The organism is Candidatus Pelagibacter sp. HIMB1636 (genome assembly GCF_052047675.1).
Classification (GTDB): Bacteria; Pseudomonadota; Alphaproteobacteria; order Pelagibacterales; family Pelagibacteraceae; genus Pelagibacter.
The window spans coordinates 1,173,586-1,192,628 of the sequence record NZ_JBNAJP010000001.1 but is presented as its reverse complement, the minus strand read 5'-3'; the positions used below and the strand labels follow the sequence as shown (position 1 = coordinate 1,192,628).

At 29.9% G+C, this 19,043-nt stretch carries 23 protein-coding genes; 10 read left to right on the top strand and 13 right to left on the bottom strand.

Annotated features, from left to right (window positions below):
* Window positions 1-2 precede the first annotated feature (2 nt).
* Window positions 3-350 (top strand): 4a-hydroxytetrahydrobiopterin dehydratase, encoded by a 348-nt coding sequence (locus ACTTA6_RS06250; protein WP_440613620.1) that lies wholly within the window; start codon window positions 3-5, stop codon window positions 348-350.
* Here ACTTA6_RS06250 and purH read toward each other — a convergent pair.
* The 6 genes from purH to ACTTA6_RS06220 form a co-directional block, all read right to left on the bottom strand.
* Window positions 340-1,875 (bottom strand): bifunctional phosphoribosylaminoimidazolecarboxamide formyltransferase/IMP cyclohydrolase, encoded by a 1,536-nt coding sequence (gene purH, locus ACTTA6_RS06245; RefSeq protein ID WP_440613621.1) that lies wholly within the window; start codon window positions 1,873-1,875, stop codon window positions 340-342. The genes ACTTA6_RS06250 and purH overlap by 11 nt on opposite strands.
* Window positions 1,875-3,500, bottom strand: a complete 1,626-nt coding sequence (locus ACTTA6_RS06240; RefSeq protein ID WP_440613622.1) for a heparinase II/III domain-containing protein — start codon at window positions 3,498-3,500, stop codon at window positions 1,875-1,877. The genes purH and ACTTA6_RS06240 overlap by 1 nt, the downstream gene beginning before the upstream one ends.
* Before the next feature lie 4 nt (window positions 3,501-3,504).
* Window positions 3,505-4,164 carry a ribulose-phosphate 3-epimerase gene (gene rpe / locus ACTTA6_RS06235; RefSeq protein ID WP_440613623.1) on the bottom strand — a complete coding sequence of 220 codons (660 nt, stop codon included), beginning with the start codon at window positions 4,162-4,164 and terminating at the stop codon, window positions 3,505-3,507.
* A gap of 28 nt (window positions 4,165-4,192) precedes the next feature.
* Window positions 4,193-4,549 carry a hypothetical protein gene (locus ACTTA6_RS06230; RefSeq protein WP_440613624.1) on the bottom strand — a complete coding sequence of 119 codons (357 nt, stop codon included), beginning with the start codon at window positions 4,547-4,549 and terminating at the stop codon, window positions 4,193-4,195.
* A 69-nt stretch (window positions 4,550-4,618) separates the two neighbouring features.
* Window positions 4,619-6,433, bottom strand: a complete 1,815-nt coding sequence (locus tag ACTTA6_RS06225) for a sodium:solute symporter family protein (protein WP_440613625.1) — start codon at window positions 6,431-6,433, stop codon at window positions 4,619-4,621.
* Complete coding sequence (locus tag ACTTA6_RS06220; protein WP_440613626.1) at window positions 6,433-6,693, bottom strand: DUF4212 domain-containing protein; 261 nt, start codon at window positions 6,691-6,693, stop codon at window positions 6,433-6,435. Before ACTTA6_RS06220 ends, ACTTA6_RS06225 begins: the two co-directional genes overlap by 1 nt.
* 121 nt (window positions 6,694-6,814) lie before the next feature.
* Here ACTTA6_RS06220 and ACTTA6_RS06215 point away from each other — a divergent pair, with 121 nt between their 5' ends.
* Entirely contained in the window at window positions 6,815-7,438 is a 624-nt protein-coding gene (locus ACTTA6_RS06215; RefSeq protein ID WP_440613627.1) for an esterase, read from the top strand.
* Here ACTTA6_RS06215 and acs read toward each other — a convergent pair.
* From acs to tsaD, 3 genes are read right to left on the bottom strand one after another with little or no spacing between them, the layout of a single operon-like run.
* Complete coding sequence (gene acs, locus ACTTA6_RS06210) at window positions 7,435-9,501, bottom strand: acetate--CoA ligase (protein WP_440613628.1); 2,067 nt, start codon at window positions 9,499-9,501, stop codon at window positions 7,435-7,437. The genes ACTTA6_RS06215 and acs overlap by 4 nt on opposite strands.
* Before the next feature lie 13 nt (window positions 9,502-9,514).
* Window positions 9,515-9,928, bottom strand: coding sequence for an EVE domain-containing protein (locus ACTTA6_RS06205; protein ID WP_440613629.1), 414 nt, complete (start codon window positions 9,926-9,928; stop codon window positions 9,515-9,517).
* A complete protein-coding gene (gene tsaD, locus ACTTA6_RS06200; protein ID WP_440613630.1) occupies window positions 9,928-11,001 on the bottom strand; it encodes a tRNA (adenosine(37)-N6)-threonylcarbamoyltransferase complex transferase subunit TsaD in 1,074 nt (357 codons plus the stop codon). Before tsaD ends, ACTTA6_RS06205 begins: the two co-directional genes overlap by 1 nt.
* Before the next feature lie 55 nt (window positions 11,002-11,056).
* Between tsaD and hemC the strand changes: the two genes are divergently transcribed.
* The 8 genes from hemC (at window position 11,057) to ACTTA6_RS06160 (ending at window position 16,262) form a co-directional block, all read left to right on the top strand.
* Window positions 11,057-11,974 (top strand): hydroxymethylbilane synthase, encoded by a 918-nt coding sequence (gene hemC, locus ACTTA6_RS06195; protein ID WP_440613631.1) that lies wholly within the window; start codon window positions 11,057-11,059, stop codon window positions 11,972-11,974.
* A gap of 1 nt (window position 11,975) precedes the next feature.
* Complete coding sequence (locus tag ACTTA6_RS06190; RefSeq protein WP_440613632.1) at window positions 11,976-12,674, top strand: uroporphyrinogen-III synthase; 699 nt, start codon at window positions 11,976-11,978, stop codon at window positions 12,672-12,674.
* 2 nt (window positions 12,675-12,676) lie between these two features.
* Window positions 12,677-13,762 carry a mechanosensitive ion channel family protein gene (locus ACTTA6_RS06185; RefSeq protein ID WP_262589969.1) on the top strand — a complete coding sequence of 362 codons (1,086 nt, stop codon included), beginning with the start codon at window positions 12,677-12,679 and terminating at the stop codon, window positions 13,760-13,762.
* Window positions 13,759-14,049: a YggT family protein gene (locus tag ACTTA6_RS06180; RefSeq protein ID WP_440613633.1), complete on the top strand. Its 291-nt coding sequence runs from the start codon at window positions 13,759-13,761 to the stop codon at window positions 14,047-14,049. Before ACTTA6_RS06185 ends, ACTTA6_RS06180 begins: the two co-directional genes overlap by 4 nt.
* 8 nt (window positions 14,050-14,057) lie before the next feature.
* The gene (locus ACTTA6_RS06175; protein WP_440613634.1) at window positions 14,058-14,903 is read left to right on the top strand and encodes a bifunctional 5,10-methylenetetrahydrofolate dehydrogenase/5,10-methenyltetrahydrofolate cyclohydrolase; all 846 of its coding nucleotides are present in this window, start codon (window positions 14,058-14,060) and stop codon (window positions 14,901-14,903) included.
* Between the two features lie 79 nt (window positions 14,904-14,982).
* Window positions 14,983-15,186 (top strand): hypothetical protein, encoded by a 204-nt coding sequence (locus ACTTA6_RS06170; protein ID WP_262589965.1) that lies wholly within the window; start codon window positions 14,983-14,985, stop codon window positions 15,184-15,186.
* Window positions 15,187-15,189: 3 nt separating this feature from the next.
* A complete protein-coding gene (locus ACTTA6_RS06165; RefSeq protein WP_440613635.1) occupies window positions 15,190-15,462 on the top strand; it encodes an SHOCT domain-containing protein in 273 nt (90 codons plus the stop codon).
* Between the two features lie 8 nt (window positions 15,463-15,470).
* Window positions 15,471-16,262 carry a TauD/TfdA dioxygenase family protein gene (locus tag ACTTA6_RS06160; protein WP_440613636.1) on the top strand — a complete coding sequence of 264 codons (792 nt, stop codon included), beginning with the start codon at window positions 15,471-15,473 and terminating at the stop codon, window positions 16,260-16,262.
* A gap of 88 nt (window positions 16,263-16,350) precedes the next feature.
* On the opposite strand, the gene ACTTA6_RS06155 is transcribed toward ACTTA6_RS06160, so the two are convergent.
* Genes ACTTA6_RS06155 through ACTTA6_RS06140 form a run of 4 tightly spaced genes read right to left on the bottom strand, consistent with a single transcriptional unit; the run spans window position 16,351 to window position 19,029 of the window.
* Window positions 16,351-16,647 carry an MBL fold metallo-hydrolase gene (locus ACTTA6_RS06155; protein WP_440613637.1) on the bottom strand — a complete coding sequence of 99 codons (297 nt, stop codon included), beginning with the start codon at window positions 16,645-16,647 and terminating at the stop codon, window positions 16,351-16,353.
* Complete coding sequence (locus ACTTA6_RS06150; RefSeq protein WP_440613638.1) at window positions 16,625-17,248, bottom strand: MBL fold metallo-hydrolase; 624 nt, start codon at window positions 17,246-17,248, stop codon at window positions 16,625-16,627. Before ACTTA6_RS06150 ends, ACTTA6_RS06155 begins: the two co-directional genes overlap by 23 nt.
* A gap of 4 nt (window positions 17,249-17,252) precedes the next feature.
* Window positions 17,253-18,344 (bottom strand): PQQ-dependent sugar dehydrogenase, encoded by a 1,092-nt coding sequence (locus ACTTA6_RS06145; protein WP_440613639.1) that lies wholly within the window; start codon window positions 18,342-18,344, stop codon window positions 17,253-17,255.
* Window positions 18,319-19,029: an SDR family NAD(P)-dependent oxidoreductase gene (locus ACTTA6_RS06140; RefSeq protein WP_440613640.1), complete on the bottom strand. Its 711-nt coding sequence runs from the start codon at window positions 19,027-19,029 to the stop codon at window positions 18,319-18,321. The genes ACTTA6_RS06145 and ACTTA6_RS06140 overlap by 26 nt, the downstream gene beginning before the upstream one ends.
* Window positions 19,030-19,043: the final 14 nt, after the last annotated feature.

The following is a 19,043-nucleotide window of genomic DNA, read 5'->3' as shown; positions in this document are numbered from 1 at the left end:
TTATGAGTGATGATCTTTTAACTAAAAAATGTTTGCCTTGTGAGGGAGGAGTTCTTCCTTTTGATGTATCTGAAATTCATAAATATCAGAAGAAAGTTGATGGTTGGGATATTACTGAAGATGCAAATAAAATATTTTTCCTATTTAAAAAATTTCAATTTGAAAACTTTTTAAAAAGTCAAAATTTTGTTAATGAAGTTGGTAAAATTTCTGAGGAAGAGGGTCATCATCCAGACATAAATTTTGGTTGGGGTTATGCAGAAATTAAAATTACAACACATGCCATTAAAGGTCTCTCAGAAAATGATTTTATTTTAGCTGCTAAGATAGATAAAATTACTAATGTCTGAAATGTCTTGTCTTAGAAAAGACCAGAATAGTATCTGTTTCGTTTACAAATTTAATTATTTCTTTATCCCTAATTGATCCAGAAGGTTGAATTACAGCTTGAACTCCTGATTGAACTAATTTTTCAATTCCATCCACAAATGGAAAGAAAGCATCTGATGCTGCAACCAAATTATCTCCAAATAAATTAAATTTTCTCATTTTATTAATTGCTATCTCACAGCTATCTAATCTACTCGGTTGACCTGATCCAATACCAACAATAGAATCATCTTTTGCAAGAACAATTGCATTTGATTTGACATATCTACAAACATTGAAAGCAAAAATTAGATTTCCAAGCAGCTTAGGGTTTGGTTTTCTTTTAGATACAACTTTAAAATCTTTATTTTTGAATATTTTTAAATCTTCAGATTGAACTAATATTGCTTCATTTGATGAAGTGAATTTTGTAATTTCACTAACTAAATAACTTGTTGCATCAATTACACGTAAATTTTTTTTTGTTTTAAGTATTTTTAGCGCATCACCATCAAAACCATTAGCAATTATTACTTCTAAAAAAAGTTTATTTAGCTCAACTGCAAGATTTTTCCTTATTTTAAAGTTACAAGATACAATTCCCCCAAAAGCACTCACAGGATCACATGCTAATGCAGATTTATAGCTATCTATAGGATTTGTATTTATTGATACACCACAAGGGTTTGCATGTTTTACAATTACAGTACCTTTGTTTCTTGGTAAAGATTTTGAAATAGTTAATGCAGCAAAAATATCGTTATAATTATTATAACTTAATTGCTTTCCGTGAAGTTGTTTTAAATTAGTTTTTAAATTTTTTGAATAATATCCACTAAATTGATGTGGATTTTCTCCATACCTTAGTTTTTCAATTAAATTTGCAGAAAAAACTTTTTTATCTGGCAAGTGTATGTTTGCTTTTTTATTAAAATAGTTTGAGATTATCGAGTCATAATAAGCAGTTTTTGTAAAAGCTGTTCTTGATAGTTTTTCTCTGAAATTTAATGATGTAGCTCCATTATTTTTACTCATTTCATCTATTAATTCTGGATATTGATCTGCAGAAGTAATCACCGTTACATCATCATAGTTTTTAGCAGCAGACCTAACCATAGTGGGACCTCCTACATCTATATTTTCAATTATTTTTTTATGATTATTTGTAGTTTCTAAAGTTTTTTCAAAAGGATAAAAATTTACAATTACTAGATCAATATTTTCAAAATTATTTTTTTTTAAGTCATTTAAATGTGTTTTATTATTTCTTTTATTTAAGATCCCTGCATGTATTTTTGGATGTAAGGTTTTAACTCTTCCCTCTAAAATTTCAGGAGAATCTGTAAAATCAGATACTTCTAAACAATTAAATTTTAATTTTTTTATTTCTTTATAAGTTCCACCAGAACTAATAATTTTTATTTGGTATTTTTTTAAAATTTCTAAAACTGGTTTTAAATTATTTTTATCTGATACAGAAATAAGAGCTGTCTTTATTTTTTTCATTAAATTTTACTTATTTCCCATCTAATTATTTGTTCAATTTCATTATTCATGCCTGAAATATATATATTTTGGTTTTCTTGATATGAATTTTTATTACCGAAATATAAACCATTATCAATATTTATATCATAGTTATCACAACTAAATTGCCAACCTTCATCTTCTAATTGAATTAATATAAACTTATTATTTTGTGTTTTCATAACTTTAGAGTCTGGATGAAGATGAAATCTAATATCAAATTTAATTTGCTTATCAGGATCTTTTCTTACTATTTTATCATGACCAATAAATTTAAATTGTTCAGGATAGAATTCTATTTCTCTATGATGATCTAATTTAAACTTTTTGAAGTAACCATTATGACTTGCTGAAATTTTCCAATAGTTTTTCTCAAAAACTACATTTTTATTCTCAATTTTTAAATCTTTTTGTATCAAAAAATTATTACCAGCTTTAATAAAATCACATGAAGAATAATCTTCAATTGAAAGTGTACTTTGTAAAGCAGTACTTTTGGAAAATTTATTTAATCTATTTTTTGCATCTGGATAATATCCAGAATTTGAAATTAATTTTTTATCATTAGAAAAAACTTCAAAAGATAAGGCGCCTGCTTGATAATTTTTGGTATATATTTTTTCAGGATTTGAACCAATGTCAGCTACAAGTATAAACTTTTTATTTTTTAATATCGTATATCCAGCTAACTCATTGATTTGATTTTTAAAAGTATATCCAAATCTTTTTAAATATTGATCAAATTCATGATAATTAGATGAATAATTTCCATTAAAAAAAATATCTTGTTTTATGTTTTGCCATATAAAAGCATAACTGGATCCTAAATAATATATAGTTTCATCAATATATTCTGGAATTGAATTTTGTGATTCTTTAAACCACTCTCTAATAATGATGAGATATTTAAGATAAAAAACTAAATTTTGAATATTTCTTGATTTGGGAAAACCATGTTTATCAAGAGATTGTTTAATTAAATTTTTTAATATGTTCAAACCATTGTCTAAATAATTTTTCTCATCTTTATATGCTAAACCTGTTAAAATTATTGCGGCACAACCAATAAGTTTTTCTTCTGTTTCATCTAAATTTTTGATTTCATTCAACAAATGGTTAGTTTGTTTTTGAAGCATATGATTAAAAAATAATCTATATTCTTCATTACTATCTTCATAAGTTAACTGATGATTTGAAAGCCAAGCAATAATTCTTTTTGCAGTAATATTGAATTCCCAGATATTTTCATCAAATTTTTCATTCTTATTAATCCATTTAAGGATAATTGATTGTGTGGCTTTTTTAGATGATTTTAAATCCAAACTAAAAAACCAAAAAAAATTATTTAGTTTTTTAAAGTCATTTGAGGAAATATTTTTTTGCCAGATGGCTTCAGTTGCAAAATCTTCAATTTTATATTTTTTTTTCTGATATTTTATAATGGAAGATAAAAGATGAGGACTTGGTTTATATTCAAAACTGTTATCAAAGGTTTTTGAAATTCGCTTCTCGTAAAAATTTGAATTTTTATATAATTTTTTAAATGAAGATTTTAATTTAAAAAATATTCCATTAGAAAGATTTAAGGAATTTTGAGATTGCATTAACTTATTTTGTTTTTAATAAATTAATATTTTTTTTAATATCTCCATCATTGCTTTTAAAAACCGTTGTACCAGATACAAGAATATTAGCACCAGCTTCAATTGCTATTTTACAATTATCAAAATTTATCCCACCGTCTATTTCAATATCAAAATTAAGTTTTTCTAATTCTCTAATTTCTTTTAATTGTTTAATTTTTTCTAAAACTTCTGGCATGAATTTTTGTCCACCAAACCCAGGATTTACACTCATTATTAAAACTAAATCAATTTTATCTAAAAGATTGTTAATTAAATCTATACTTGTTTCAGGATTGAGAGAAACTCCTACCTTTTTTTTTAGATCTTTTATTTTATTTATTGAATCTTCTAAATTATCAGTTGCTTCTGGATGTACAGTAATTATATCTGCACCCGCATCCGCATAAGCTTCTATGTATTTATGCACTGGAGAAATCATTAAATGAACATCGAATTTTAATGAACAATGTTTTCTGAGAGCTTTAATTACTGGAGGACCTATTGTTAAGTTTGGAACAAAGTGTCCATCCATAACATCTACATGAATCATATCAGCTCCTCCTTCCTCAAGTCTTTTTATCTCAGTACCTAATTGGCTAAAATCAGCTGATAAAATTGATGGTGATATTTGTATATTTTTCATTGATATCTAGACTTACTAGTATCAATTTTTAAAATTTAATTGAATTAAAAAATTGATAAATCTGCCTAGAAATTTCACTTTCAAGAGGGAAGGATAACATTCCCATAACTGAATATCCCAATATCCAAGGCATCAAATAAAATCTAATCATGAAAAAAAACCAAGCCACATAAAGAGGTACCAATGGTTGAATTATGAAAGAAGGAGTAACAGGTCTAAATACTCTTAATAGAGGATTAGTAAATTTTACAAAAGCTTTCATAAAGAAAAAATTTGAGTCTTCTCTTTGAAAGATATTCATTGCTACTCTTCCAACTAAAGTCCACATTATAATTCCAAGGATATAGTCAATTATATAAACTAAAGGATGAAAGTTAGCTGACATTAAGGGATTTATATTTGATCTTAAATAGAAATAAAAGGGGCGAAATTAATCGCCCCTTAAAAAGATTATTTATTTTTGGCCGCCGATTACAGATGCACCCGCAGGTACCCTAGAATCATCAACCATTTTTTGTGTTGCAGCGCTTGGTGCTGAAGTCATTAAACTTACAACAACCATAGCCACTAAGCTAACAGTAGATCCGAAGATACCAAATGTTAACTGAGTAATTCCTAAGAATCCGCTTCCACCACTTCGTACCCAAACTAGATACGCGAAACCAGAAACTAATCCTAAGACCATACCAGCTATAGCACCTTCTTTATTAGCTCTCTTCCACCATACACCAAGTACAAGTGGCCAGAACAATCCAGACATCGCAAAGTCAAAAGCCCAGATTACTGAACCTAAGATACCTTGGATCTCCATTGCTGCAATAGTTGCTCCTGCAAAACCAATTACTACAAGTAATACCCTTGCAACAACAAGTCTCTTAGCAGTCTCAGCTTTAGGGTCTACCATTTTGTAGTAAACGTCATGCGAGATTGCATTTGCAATTGCAAGAATCAAACCATCTGCAGTTGACATCGCAGCTGCCAAACCTCCAGCAGCAACTAGACCTGAGATTACATATGGTAATCCAGCAATTTCTGGCGTTGCTAATACAACGGCTTTACCGCCCATGAAGAACTCGTTTAATTCAACAGTTCCATTTCCGTTAAAGTCGCTTACAAACATCAGATTTGCTTGGTTCCAGTTTTGATACCAATCGATTGCTTGAACTTCTGCAATTGATTTACCAATAATACCTGTCGGTAAGTTTGGATCAATCAAAGCAAGTTTAGATAGTGTCGCTAACATCGGTGCAGAAGAATATAGTAGGAAGATAAAGAATACTGACCAACCTACTGATTTTCTAGCTGCTTTAACACTTGGAGTAGTAAAGAACCTCATCATTACGTGTGGTAATGAAGCTGTTCCCATCATCATTGCTAATGCTAATGAGATGAAAGCCCAAGGTGTTGCGTTTACTTCAGAGTGAGCCTTAGTAATACCAGCTAACCCTTTAGGTACTGTAGCTAAATCAGCAGCAGAGTTTTTAACAAACCCATACTGTTGTTCTAACTCACCAATTCTAGCAACTTCATCAGCTAACATGAAGTGTGGGAAGAAACCCGCACCAATATTATTACTGATCCAGAATACTGGAAGTAGGTAAGCTATAATTAGTACAATGTATTGTGCAACCTGTGTCCAAGTTACCCCTCTCATACCACCAAGCATTGAACATAGTAAAATACTAACTAGTCCAACATATACTGCGTATTGGAATGGGATATCTAAAGCAACAGCTGCAATAGTACCTGTAGCGTTAATTTGTGCAGTCACATATGTGAATGATGCAACAGTTAAAACGATAACCGCCATCAATCTTGCAGTATTACCACCGTATCTAGTACCTACGAAATCTGGAACTGTGTAACAGCCAAATTTTCTTAAGTATGGTGCTAATAAAGTTGCAACTAACACATAACCACCTGTCCAACCTACAAGCAAAGCCATATATCCATAACCTTGGAAGTAAATACCACCTGCCATCGCAACGAATGAAGCTCCAGACATCCAGTCGGCTGCTGTTGCCATTCCGTTGAATACAGTTGGAACCGTTCTTCCAGCTACGTAATAGTTACTTGCTTGGGCTGTTCGAGATAGCCAACCAATTGCTGCGTAGATGAAAATGGTAAAACCTACAAAGCAAATACCTATTGCTTTTGCAGACATACCCATCTGCTCACCAATCGCCATTAAGATTATGAAACCTATAAATCCACCTGTGTAGATTCCATAAACTTTAGGCAAGTTATCTATAAAATTACCCTTAATCATTAGTCGTCTCCTTTTTCACTGAAGCCGAACTCTTCATCAATTTTTTCTTGTCTACCTGCAAACCAGAAAATAAGGATTACAAATATTGCAAGAGAACCTTGACATGTGAACCAATAAGTTAATGGATACCCAAAAGGTCCAGTAACTTCGTTCATTTCAGCTCCGAAAAGGAATATACCCATTGAGAATACAGCCCAGATTGCTAAAGTAACAAATAGCAAACCTCTGGTCTTTTCCCAGTGTTGAGCGTTTTTCGCCATGTATACCTCTCTTTTTTAGTTATAACTGATAAAACCTTAACCATTATGAAAGAGAATAAAAGTGTAAAATTAGCCGTATTAGGTTAATTTTTTCTAATATTTTCAATAAAATTAACTTTTTATGGATAAAAAAAAATTAAGTTGGAAAGATTTATCTTTGAGTGATTTCAAAGTTTATTTTTTTTCTTTGTTCAAAGCTTTTATTCCTAAAACAAAAATTAAAACTTTAGATGAGTTAGAGGAGTTTATACAAACAAAATCTGCCTGGGTATCTCAAGTTACACTTTATAGTTACTTAAAAACTAGAATGGGGACAAGGTATGTTCTTCATTTTGATAATGATGAATTTATGAAGTCTGTCAATGAAGCTAAATGGAATATTTATTCTGTTGCTCTTCAAGATTTAACATTTTTCACTTTTTCTTATTTAAAAGTTAATTCTAGTTATAATGAATTAGATAAAGCTAAGGAAATTTTTTTAAAAATTTTAGATGATGAAACAACAAATAATATGCCTTTGAATATTATTGAAGAAGCAAAAAAAGAATTTGATGAAAGATTAATTAAAATTGATTGGGAAAAGTATCACAACGATCGTCCTTTCAATCCAAGTGCTTTGGCAATGTACAAATGGGCTCCAATAGCAGATGAATTAAAAACTCTTGATCGAAAAATAGTTTTAAATTCTGTTATTTTAAAATGGGATGTTATTAAAAAAGAATTTAAAGACAGAATACAGTTCTAAATATTTTTTCTGTTTTCAACCAAACTATCTACAACACTAGGATCGGCTAATGTAGTTGTATCTCCTAATTGACCATGTTCATTTGCAGCAATTTTTCTTAAAATTCTTCTCATAATTTTTCCAGACCTTGTTTTTGGAAGTCCTGGAGTGAAATGAATTAAGTCAGGTGTAGCAAGAGGACCAATTTGTTTTCTAACCCAAAGTTTTAGATCTCTTTCGAGTTCACCAGTTTCTCTTTCACCAGCATTTAATGTTACATAACAATATAGTCCATTACCCTTAATATCGTGTGGGTAACCCACAACTGCTGCCTCTGCTACCTTTGGATGAGCCACAAATGCACTTTCAATTTCAGCAGTACCCAAGTTGTGTCCTGATACAATAATTACATCATCTACCCGACCTGTAATCCAATAATATCCATCCTTGTCTCTTCGACATCCGTCACCAGTAAAATATTTACCTTCAAACTGAGAAAAATAAGTATCTATAAATCTTTGATGATCCCCATATACTGTTCTCATTTGTCCAGGCCACGATTGAGCTATACAAAGTCTTCCTTCACCAGGCCCTTTTATCTCTTTGCCTGATTTATCAACTAACATAGGCTTAATTCCATAAAATGGTTTTGTTGCAGAGCCAGGTTTTAAAGGAATAGCACCTGTTTGAGGGGCAATTAATATCCCTCCTGTTTCTGTCTGCCACCACGTATCTACGATCGGGCACTTAGAATTTCCAACTGTTTTATAATACCACATCCAAGCTTCTGGATTTATTGGTTCACCAACAGTTCCAAGTAATTTTAAAGATTTTCTGGATGTTTTTTTGACAGGCTTATCACCTTCCCTCATTAAAGCTCTGATTGCGGTAGGTGCGGTATAAAATGTATTTACTTTGTATTTATCTACTATCTGCCACCATCTAGAGCTATCAGGATAGTTTGGTATTCCTTCAAACATTATAGTCGTTGCACCGTTCGAAAGAGGACCATAGATAATATAACTGTGACCTGTTACCCAACCAATATCTGCAGTACACCAATAAATATCTTTAGGTTTGTAATTAAAAATATATTGATGAGTCATTGATGCATACACCATGTATCCACCTGTTGTGTGTAAAACTCCCTTTGGTTTTCCAGTTGAACCTGATGTGTATAAAATAAACAAAGGATCTTCAGCGTTCATTTCTTCTGGCTCGCACTGAGAAGGAACATCTTTAATTAAATCATGATACCAAACGTCTCTATCATAATTCCAACTAACTGAGTTACCTGTACGTTTAACAACAATACATTTTTTTACATTAGGACAACTCTCTAATGCTTCATCAGTTGTTTCTTTTAATGAAATAGTTTTTCCTCCCCTAACACCTTCATCTGCTGTAATTATATATTCAGACTCACAGTCATTCACTCTTCCAGAAATAGAGTCTGCTGAAAAACCTCCAAAAATAATTGAGTGGACAGCACCAATCCTAACGCATGCTAACATTAAAATAGCAAGTTCTGGTATCATCGTAAGATAAATTGTAACCCGATCTCCCTTTTTAATACCTAATTTTTTTAAACCGTTTGCTGCTTTAGAAACTTTTTGATGAAGCTGTTTGTAAGTAATTTTTTGACTATCTTTTGGATCATCACCAACCCAAATTATTGCTGTTTTATCTTTTTTATCTTTTAGATGTCTATCGATACAGTTTGCAGATGCATTTAGCGTTCCATCTTCAAACCATTTAATTTTTACTTCTTTAGAACTGTATTTAACATCTTTAATTTTTTTATAAGGTTTAATCCAAGTAATTCTTTTTCCTTCTTTTTTCCAAAATTCGTCGTTATTTTTTATAGATTGAGAATATTTTTGCTCGTATTTAGTTTTGTTGGCCAAACTACTTTTGATCCACTCAGGTTTAGTTTTTATAATTAATTCAGGAGCAGGTTTTTCACTTTGTTTTAAAATTTTTTTTGATTTTTTTCTTTTAACTTTAGTTTTTTTCTTAACTGCAGTTTTCTTTCTTACTTTAGTTTTTTTTTTAGATTTAGCTTTTTTCTTTTTTTTTGGCATGGATTATTTTTTTTTAAATTTTACTCATGTTATTTATAATTTTCCAGCTTTTATCATCAATTGGCATTACTGAAAGTCTACTTTGTTTAATAAGCGCTAAATCGCTCAAATCCTTATTTTTTTTGATATTTTCAAGGGTCACTGGTTTAGAGAACTTACTTTTAAATTGGACTGTTACTGCAACAAATCTTCCAGTCTTATCAGTTTTATCTAAATAGTGTTCTTTAATTACTTTTACTATCCCAACCACTTCTTTGCCAATATTAGAGTGATAAAAAAAACATAGATCACCCTTCTTCATACTTTTTAGATTGTTTGCTGCTTGATAATTTCTAACGCCATCCCAAGGTGCTCCTTTTTTTCCAGCCTTAATTTGTTGATCAATTGACCAAACATCTGGTTCAGATTTTAATAACCAATAGTTCATTACAGTTGCACTCCTGCACCTTTCAAAAATGCAGCTTTTTCATCTAAAGGCCACCTAGGTTTTGCTGGGTAATCTAAAGTATTAAATTCATTTAATTTATATTTTTCTAAACCTACCATTGCAATCATTGCAGCATTATCTCCACAAAGTTCTATTGGTGGAAATATATTTTTATAGTTATTAGCTTCACATAAATTAATTAACATAGATCTAATTTTTTTGTTAGCAGCAACTCCTCCAGCAACTACAAAAACTTTTTCTTTTAATTTATTTTCTTTCTCAAATTCTTCAAATGCTATCTTTGTTTTTTTATTAAGAATTTCTTCAACAGTTTTTTGAAAAGAGGCTGCTAAGTCAAATTTTTCTTGTTCTGTTTTTATAGATTTTGCAATTTTTAAAATTGCAGTTTTTAATCCCGCAAAAGATAAATTGCATCCACCTTTATTAAAAATTGGTTTAGGTAAATTATATTTTCCAGGATCTCCTTTTTTTGCCAAAACTTCGATTTGTGGTCCACCAGGAAATTCAATTCCCAAAAGTTTAGCTGTTTTATCAAATGCTTCACCTAATGCGTCATCAATAGTTGTTCCTAATCTTTTATATTTTCCAAGACCTTGAACACTTAAATATTGTGAGTGACCTCCTGAAATTAATAATAATAGATAGGGATAATTTAAATGGGAATTTAACTTAGGACTTAATGCATGACCCTCAAGATGGTTAACTGCTATAAAAGGTTTATTAATTGCGCTTGCAAAAGCTTTTCCAAAACTTAAACCAACTGACAAACAAACAATTAAACCTGGCCCAGCAGTTGAAGCAACAGCATCAATTTCTTCAATTTTTTTTCCACTATCTGAAATTGCTTTTTCAACAATCCAATCTATTTTTTCTATATGTGATCTTGCGGCTAGTTCGGGAACTACCCCTCCAAATTCTTTGTGAACATCAACCTGACTAGAAACAATATTGGATAAAACTGTTGGGATTCCTTTGTCATTTTCAGTTATTATAGATGCTGCTGTTTCATCACAGCTAGTTTCTATTCCAAGAATTAAGGGTTTTTTACTCATTCAAATAGTTTTTAATAATTGTACAATCTCAATACAAGTAAGAAATAAATTTTTAATGAATAGAAAAATTATAATAGGCTCAAGAGGAAGTAAATTGGCTTTGCTTTATGCGCAAAAAGCTAAAGTTAAAATTATTGAAACTTTAGAGTTACCAGATGATCAGATTGTTATTCAAACAATAACTACAAAAGGTGATCAAATTCAGGATCGAAGATTATCAGAGGTCGGTGGTAAGGGTTTATTTTCTAGTACCATTGAAAAAGAACTGAAAGAAAAAAAAATTGATATAGCCGTGCATGCATTAAAAGATATGCCGGCAATTGAAACTAAAGGACTTAGAACAGATTCATTTTTAGAAAGGACAGATCCAAGAGAAATTTTAATATCCAATGACAAGAAAAGTATCGAAGAATTAAAATTGAATGCAATGGTAGGAACCTCATCTTATAGAAGAGAATTCCAAATTAAAAAAATAAGATCAGATGTTAACTGTAAATTAATAAGAGGAAATGTAGATACCAGAATCAAAAAGCTAAAGGAAGGTATTTATGATGCAATAGTTTTATCTTATGCAGGTATAAAATATTTAAATTTAGATAATGAAATTTCTGAAATTTTTTCGACTGATCAAATTATTCCAAGTGCAGGCCAAGGTATTATCGCTTTACAGTGTAGAGATGATGATGATGAAATTATAAAAGTTTTGGAAAAAATAAATCACAAAGATACTTATATGAGAGCTCACATAGAGAGAAACATTTTAAAGGTATTGGAAGGCGACTGTGAAACGGCAATAGGTGCTCATTCAACAATAGAAGGGGATAAAATTACTGTTGAAGCTGAACTATTCTCACTAGATGGTTCTCAAATATTTTATGAAAAAAAATCTGGTAATATTAATATGTTTAAAGAAATTGGAACAGAAGTTGGTAACACTTTAAAAATTAAATCAAATAATTCATATAAAAAGTAAAATGCATATTTTGTTAACTAGACCTATAGAAGATTGTTCAGAAATGATAACTAGGTTTCAAGGTTTAGATCATAAAGTTTCTCACCTTCCATTAATAAATGTTCAAAAAGTTCAACATGAAGAAATTAACTCTAGTGATTATGGTGGTTTAATTTTTACAAGTTCTAATGCTGTAAAAAATTTAAATGTAGAAAATTTAAATAAAAAATTAATTTGTTTTTGCGTTGGTAGTGCTACAGAAAATAAAGCTAGAAGTTTAGGCTTTCAAAACACAATTGCTGCAGAAGGAAATGTTTCAAATCTTAAAGAATTAATTTTACAAAATTATGAATTAAAAGAAACTCCACTTCTCTATATAAGTGGTGAGATCATAACAACTGATTTAGACCAACAATTATTAAAAGAAGGGTATGCAGTTAAACGTATTATTAATTATAAAGTAAATCATACTGAAAATTTTGATGAAAATTTTGTTAATGAATTAAAGCAGAATATGCCAGATATTGTTTATGTTTATTCTCAAAACAGTGCCTCTAGTTTCTTAAATTTTATAAAAATCTATCAAACAGAAAACCTTTGGATGAATACAAACTTGATGTGTATAGGTGAAAAAACCTCGTCAATATTGAATGAAATCAAATGGAAAAAGATATTTCTTTTTAATCCTGGAGAAGAAGAGTTTTTGTTATATAAAATTTAGGTATGGAATTAATAAATAATTTTTCTGAAATATTTTTATCTGTTTGGAATAAAGGAATACTTGGTGTTGATATTTTTCAAATTTTAATTGGAATAGGCATATTCTTACTCTTTTTGGTTTTTAGAGGATTAATCAGTAAATTAATTATAAAAAAATTAGAAATTATCTCAAAAAGAACAACAAACAAATTAGATGACACTTTTGTTCAGTCATTAATTGGTCCAGCTAGATTTTTACCAATTGTATTAGGTTTTTTTATTGCAAGTTACTATATGACCTTTTCAACAGAGGGTAGAGAAGTAGTTGATACAATTAATAGAACATTAATTACGATATTAATTTTTTGGGTTATTCATCAAATTATAGAACCAATTTCATATATCTTGAGTGGACTAGATAAACTTTTAACTAGAGAACTTATTGGTTGGATAATTAAATCACTTAAGATTTTAATATTTATTTTAGGATTAGCTGCAGTACTAGAACTATGGGGTATTAAGATAGGACCAATTATTGCTGGTCTTGGTTTGTTTGGAGTTGCCGTTGCGCTTGGAGCTCAAGATTTATTTAAAAATTTAATTTCTGGAATTTTAGTACTAGTTGAAAAAAGATTTAAAATTGGAGATTGGATTGCGGTTGATGGGATTATTGAAGGCACAGTTGAAAAAATTGGTTTTAGATCAACGACAATAAGAAAGTTTGATAAATCTCTAGCTATTATTCCTAATTTTCAATTTGCAGAAAATGCTGTGGTTAATGTTAGCGAAACATCTAATTGGAGAATTAGATGGATAATTACATTGCAGTACGACTCTACAATTGATCAATTAAAAAAAATAAGAGAGGAAATTGAAAGTTATATAAATAACAGTGAAGACTTTAATCAATCAACTGGGGTTGCTGTTAGAATTGAGAAGTTTTCTGATAGTTCCATAGATTTATTAGTAAGATGTTTTACTAATTCAAATAGTTGGAGTAATTCACTAGAAGTTAAAGAGAGATTGGCAATTGAAATTAAGCAGATTGTAGAAAAAAATAAGGCCTCTTTTGCTTTCCCAAGTCAGTCAATTTATGTTGAAAAAAAATGATAGCAATTTTTTATTTAGTTTTACAGATTTTAAAACTGTATTCTTATGTTGTAATAGCAAATGTAGTTATAAGCTGGTTGATAGCGTTTAATATTTTAAATACTCAAAATAGATTTGTTTACTCAATTTTAGAACTTACCTACAAATTAACTGAGCCAATACTTAATAAAATCAGACGTTTTTTGCCCAATTTAGGATCACTAGATATTTCACCAATCATTCTTCTTCTATTGATTTGGTTTATTGAAATGTGTATGAAGCTCTACATTGCACCAATAATATTTTAAAAAGTAAAATGATTTTAATTGACGGAAAAAAAGCTGCAGCTGAATTAAGAGAAGAATTAAAACAAGAAGTATCTGGACTTAAATCTAAATATAATAAAGTCCCCGGTTTAACTGTGATATTAATTGGAGATCTTACTCCAAGCCAAATCTATGTTCGTAATAAAGAAAAATCAGCGAACGAAGTAGGGTTAAAATCAGAGGTAATTAAATATCCAGATAGTGTTGAAGAAAAAACTGTTTTAGAAAAAATTGAGGAGTTAAATAAAGATGAAACAGTTTCAGGAATTTTAGTTCAATTACCGTTACCAAAACATATAGATAAACAAAAAGTAATTGAGGCCATTGATCCTTCTAAAGATGTAGATGGATTTCACCCAATGAATGTTGGTAATCTTTCATCAGGTTATGAAAGCTCAGTTCCTTGCACACCTCTTGGGTGTTACTTGTTAATTAAAAAAATTGAACCAAATTTAAGTGGAAAAAAAGCAGTAGTAGTTGGTAGGTCAAATTTAAATGGAAAACCAATGACACAACTACTTTTGAAAGAAAATTGTACTGTAACAATTACTCATTCAAAAACTAAAGCTCTAAAAGCTGAATGTTTAGAAGCTGATATAATTGTTGCAGCAGTTGGAATACCCGAGCTTGTAAAAGGAGACTGGGTAAAGAAAGATGCAATAGTAATCGATGTTGGTATCAATAAAACTGACAAAGGTATTGTTGGAGATGTTGATTTTGAAGACGTTTCAAAAAATGCAAAAGCCTTAACGCCAGTTCCAGGCGGTGTGGGACCAATGACTATCGCTTGTTTATTAAAAAACACAATCGAGTGTTTTAAAAGATCACAAAAATAAAGACTTTTTATCTAAGTTTAATTGTCTCAAGGATATTTAAACTGATTTAATTACTGTTGTATTTGATAAGCTGATTTTGATGAAAAAACCTAAATACGAATACAGAATTGCAATAATAATGATTTTATTAACTGCAGTTCCAATTGGGGCTACCCAATTAGGTTGGTATTTATATAACAAACAAGTTGGTTTTGATTTTGGAATGATTGCTGGAGTTTTTTCTGTTATCTTAGCTGGATATTTGATGTATGAAAAAGGTTGGAGAGATGAGGATGAGGATTAATTAATGGAAAAAATTATTTTTTTTGCTTTAGCAGTGCCAATTTTAGGATTTGTTTTTTACCTAGGTGGTTCTGCAATAATGAAAGGTTTTAAGGCTAAAGTTGATAATCGACCCAATAAAACTGAGGAAACAGAATCAGATTCAGAAACAGTAATTAGACCTTCAAATAGTAACGATCTAAGTTCTGAAATTTCTAAATTAAATGAGTTGTATAAAAATGGAGCTCTTACTCAAGAAGAGTTTGAAAAAGCTAAAAGTAAATTACTGAATAACTAAACTTAGATATGTTTAAGATTATTCCCAATAAAAAAAATATTGGGGCTGAGATTTTTGGTAACGTTAAAAAAATTTCTAAAAAAGATTTTAAAATTTTTTTAAAAGCACTTGAGCTTTATGGTATGATTTTTTTTAGAAGACAAAAACTAAATTCTTCACATTATATAGCGTTTGCTAAACATTTTGGGAAATTAGCAAATTATCCAAGACTAAAAGGATTAAGTAAGAAATATAAACAAATTACTGTCGTTCAAAGGAAAGCAACAGATAAGGGACCTAGTTTTGGAGAACAGTTTCATACAGATTCAATTTACACAAAAAAACCACCGAGATTTACAATGCTTTATTCTAAACTAGTTCCTAAAAAGGGTAGAGCAAATACTGAATTTTCCTCTCAATACTTAGCTTATGATTATTTGCCTAAATCAATAAAAAATAAATTACTAAAAGTAAAGGGAAGGTACTCTTCTGAAGGACCAATTTCAGTAACTACAAGAGAAAGAGTAAAAGAGAAGGGTAGAAAGATTGAAGAATTGAAATCTATTCATAAAATTATAAAAAAGATAAACTCTAAAAATACGATTTATTGCAGCCCCGGACATCTTGTAGGATTTTCTCCAAATTTAAAAAATTCTGAAAAAGTTAAAAAACAATTATTTAAGCACCAAGTTAAAAAAAAGTTTCAATACTCATTAGAATGGGAAAAAGATCAGTTAGCTATTTGGGACAATAGATCCATGCTCCACCAAGCTACCCCTTTTAAAGGCAATAGAATTATGCATAGAATAACTATATTGTAGTTATAATAATTCGTTTAAGGATTTTACCTCACCAATATTTAATGTAATTGCATCTTCTCTTTTAAATCCATAATTTTCTGCATTATCTTTAAATCGAATTGGTGGTTCCATAATTGGCTCTAAAGATAAAACAAAAGTCCCCCAATGCATTCCTAATACTTTTTTTGCTTTTAAGATCTTTTGCTACATTTAAAGCTTCTTCTGGGGTTGTATGGTAAATAGTTTTATCGAACATTGGTTTAAAATTATATGCTCCAATGTTGATCATAGTAAGATCAATCGGACCATATTTTTCTCCTAGTTCTTTATAGATATTTCCATAACCAGTATCACAAGCAAATAAAATTTTTCTTTTTTTATATTCAATTAAAAAATTCCCCCACAAAGTTTTGTTTGTGTCTGTAAGGCTTCTTTATTGACCAATGAACTGCTGGTAGTAAGGTTATTTTTAAATCACTATTAATATTTTTGTGATCATACCAATCCATTTCATTTACATCTTCATAATTCTTAAAATATTTTCCAAGGTTAAGTGGAACTAATACTTTTGCATCTTTGTATGGAAAATTTCTGATAGTTGACATGTCTTGATGATCATAATGATTGTGAGTTAATAAAAACAAATCTGTTTTTGGAATTTCGTTCAGATCTAGTGCAGGTTTAGTAAATCTCTTTGGTCCAAATATTAATGGACCTGCATTTTTTGAAAAAACAGGATCGGTAATTATTGTTGTGTTACCTAATTTAATTAAATAAGTAGCATGCCCAATCCAGGCAATGTAATCACCATTTTTGTATTTTTCTAAATCAGATTTAACTTTTTCTTTTTTGACAACATGCTCTTTTGGAAAATTAAGACTAATATTTTTTCTTAATTTACTGAAAGTTCTATAAGAAAATTTACCTGATCTAGATATTACAACAGGTGAACCCTTAGGATTTCGAAAAGTTCCATCTGATAAGTGGTGATAAGGTTTTTCTTTCATTTTATTAATTTTTTTTTTCCATTAGCCACAAATCATCTCCAGCTAAAAAGTAAATTTTACCATCAACTGGGTGAACTTGTATGTCTCTAATTCTCCCAATTTTATCCTTAAAAATAATTTCCTCTTTGATTTTAGATATGTTTGAAAATATTAATTTTCTTAAAGATTTATCTTTAAGAGAAGTAATTAATGCATGACCATTCCATTCTTCAAACTCTTTACCTTTATAGATTGTAATAGCACTTGCAGCGATTGATGGAACCCAATATTGGATGGCTTTTGTAAATCCTGTTTTCCATTTTGGACCAATTTTAGTTCCAGAATAATTTGTTCCTCCCCATCCTAAAATTTTCCAACCATAATTTTCTCCTTTCTTCGCCTCTCCAAACCAATCACCACCTCTTGCTCCATGATTGCTCATATAAATTTTTCCATCAAATTCTGAAAAAGTTAAACCCTGAGGATTTCTAACTCCTATCTGGTATATCTCTGGAAGCCAATCTGGCTTACCTTCAAACTTAGGGTTATCTTTTGGAATACTTCCATCTAAATTAATTCTAATAATACTGCCCGGATGTTGAGTTGGATCTTGAGCAATCATATTCAAGCCTCTTTCACCTGCAGAAGCAAATAAGTAATTTTCCTTGATAGCAAGTCTCGATCCAAAATGATATCCAGACTCAATTGGTGGATTTGCTTGAAATATATTTTTAAAATTTAAAGAATTCTTATTTAAATCTGCTTTTGCAATTGAGGTACTGGTTTTCCAGTCTCCTCTATTTTCTGAATATGAAATCCATAATTTTTTATCTTTATGAATAATATCTAAAAGACCACCTTGACCATGAACAAAATAGTTTAAATTATGTTCAACTTCTGAAATATTTTTTGAAACAATGTTTATTATTTTAATTTTGCCACCTTTTTCTGTAACAATTAATTCTTCACTATTTATGAAACTTGAACCCCATGGTTCACTAAAAGACCCTAATTTTTCAAAATTATAATTTTTAGAATTTGCTGTTGCAGAAATTAAAATAAAAAAAAATATAAAAATAAATTTTTTCACTTTATGAAAGTTTAGATCTACCGCCATCTACAGCTATAACTTGACCAGTGATCCAAGAACTATCTTCTGTAAGTAAAAATTTAGCAAGTGATGCTGAATCTTTTCCTTCCCCTAATCTTTTTAATGGATGCGCTTTTGCAATACCTTCTGCTAAAGCAGCATTTTTTAACATTGGTTCAGCAATTTTAGATTTTGTTAAGCTTGGTGCCACACAATTTACTCTTATGTTTGGAGCAAATTCTGCAGCTAAAGAAACAGTCAGACCTTCAACAGCTGCCTTTGCTGAAGCTATAATTGCATGATTGGTGAAACCTCTTTGTGCGGCAACAGTTGAAAACATTACAATTGAACCTTTATTTTTTTTTAAACTTTCTTGATATCCCTTGATAGCCTCTACAGCAGAATAAAGATTAAGTTTCATGCATTTTTGAAAATCTTGTTCATTAATCATTCTAAGTGGCTTTAAGTCTATAGATCCTACACAGTAGGCCAATCCTTTGATTTCATAAATATCTGATTTAACTTTTTCTACAAAACCTTCTTCAAGAACATCTACGATAGTATGTGAGCACCCAAGCTTTTCTACAATTGGAGCAAGTTCACTTTCATTTCTTGCAACTAAATGAATATCATTTCCTGAATTTTTTAATTGTTCTGCTAAACTAGATCCAATCGAGCCAGTTGCACCAAAAATAAGATATTTTTCTGACATAAAAATTTTTATTA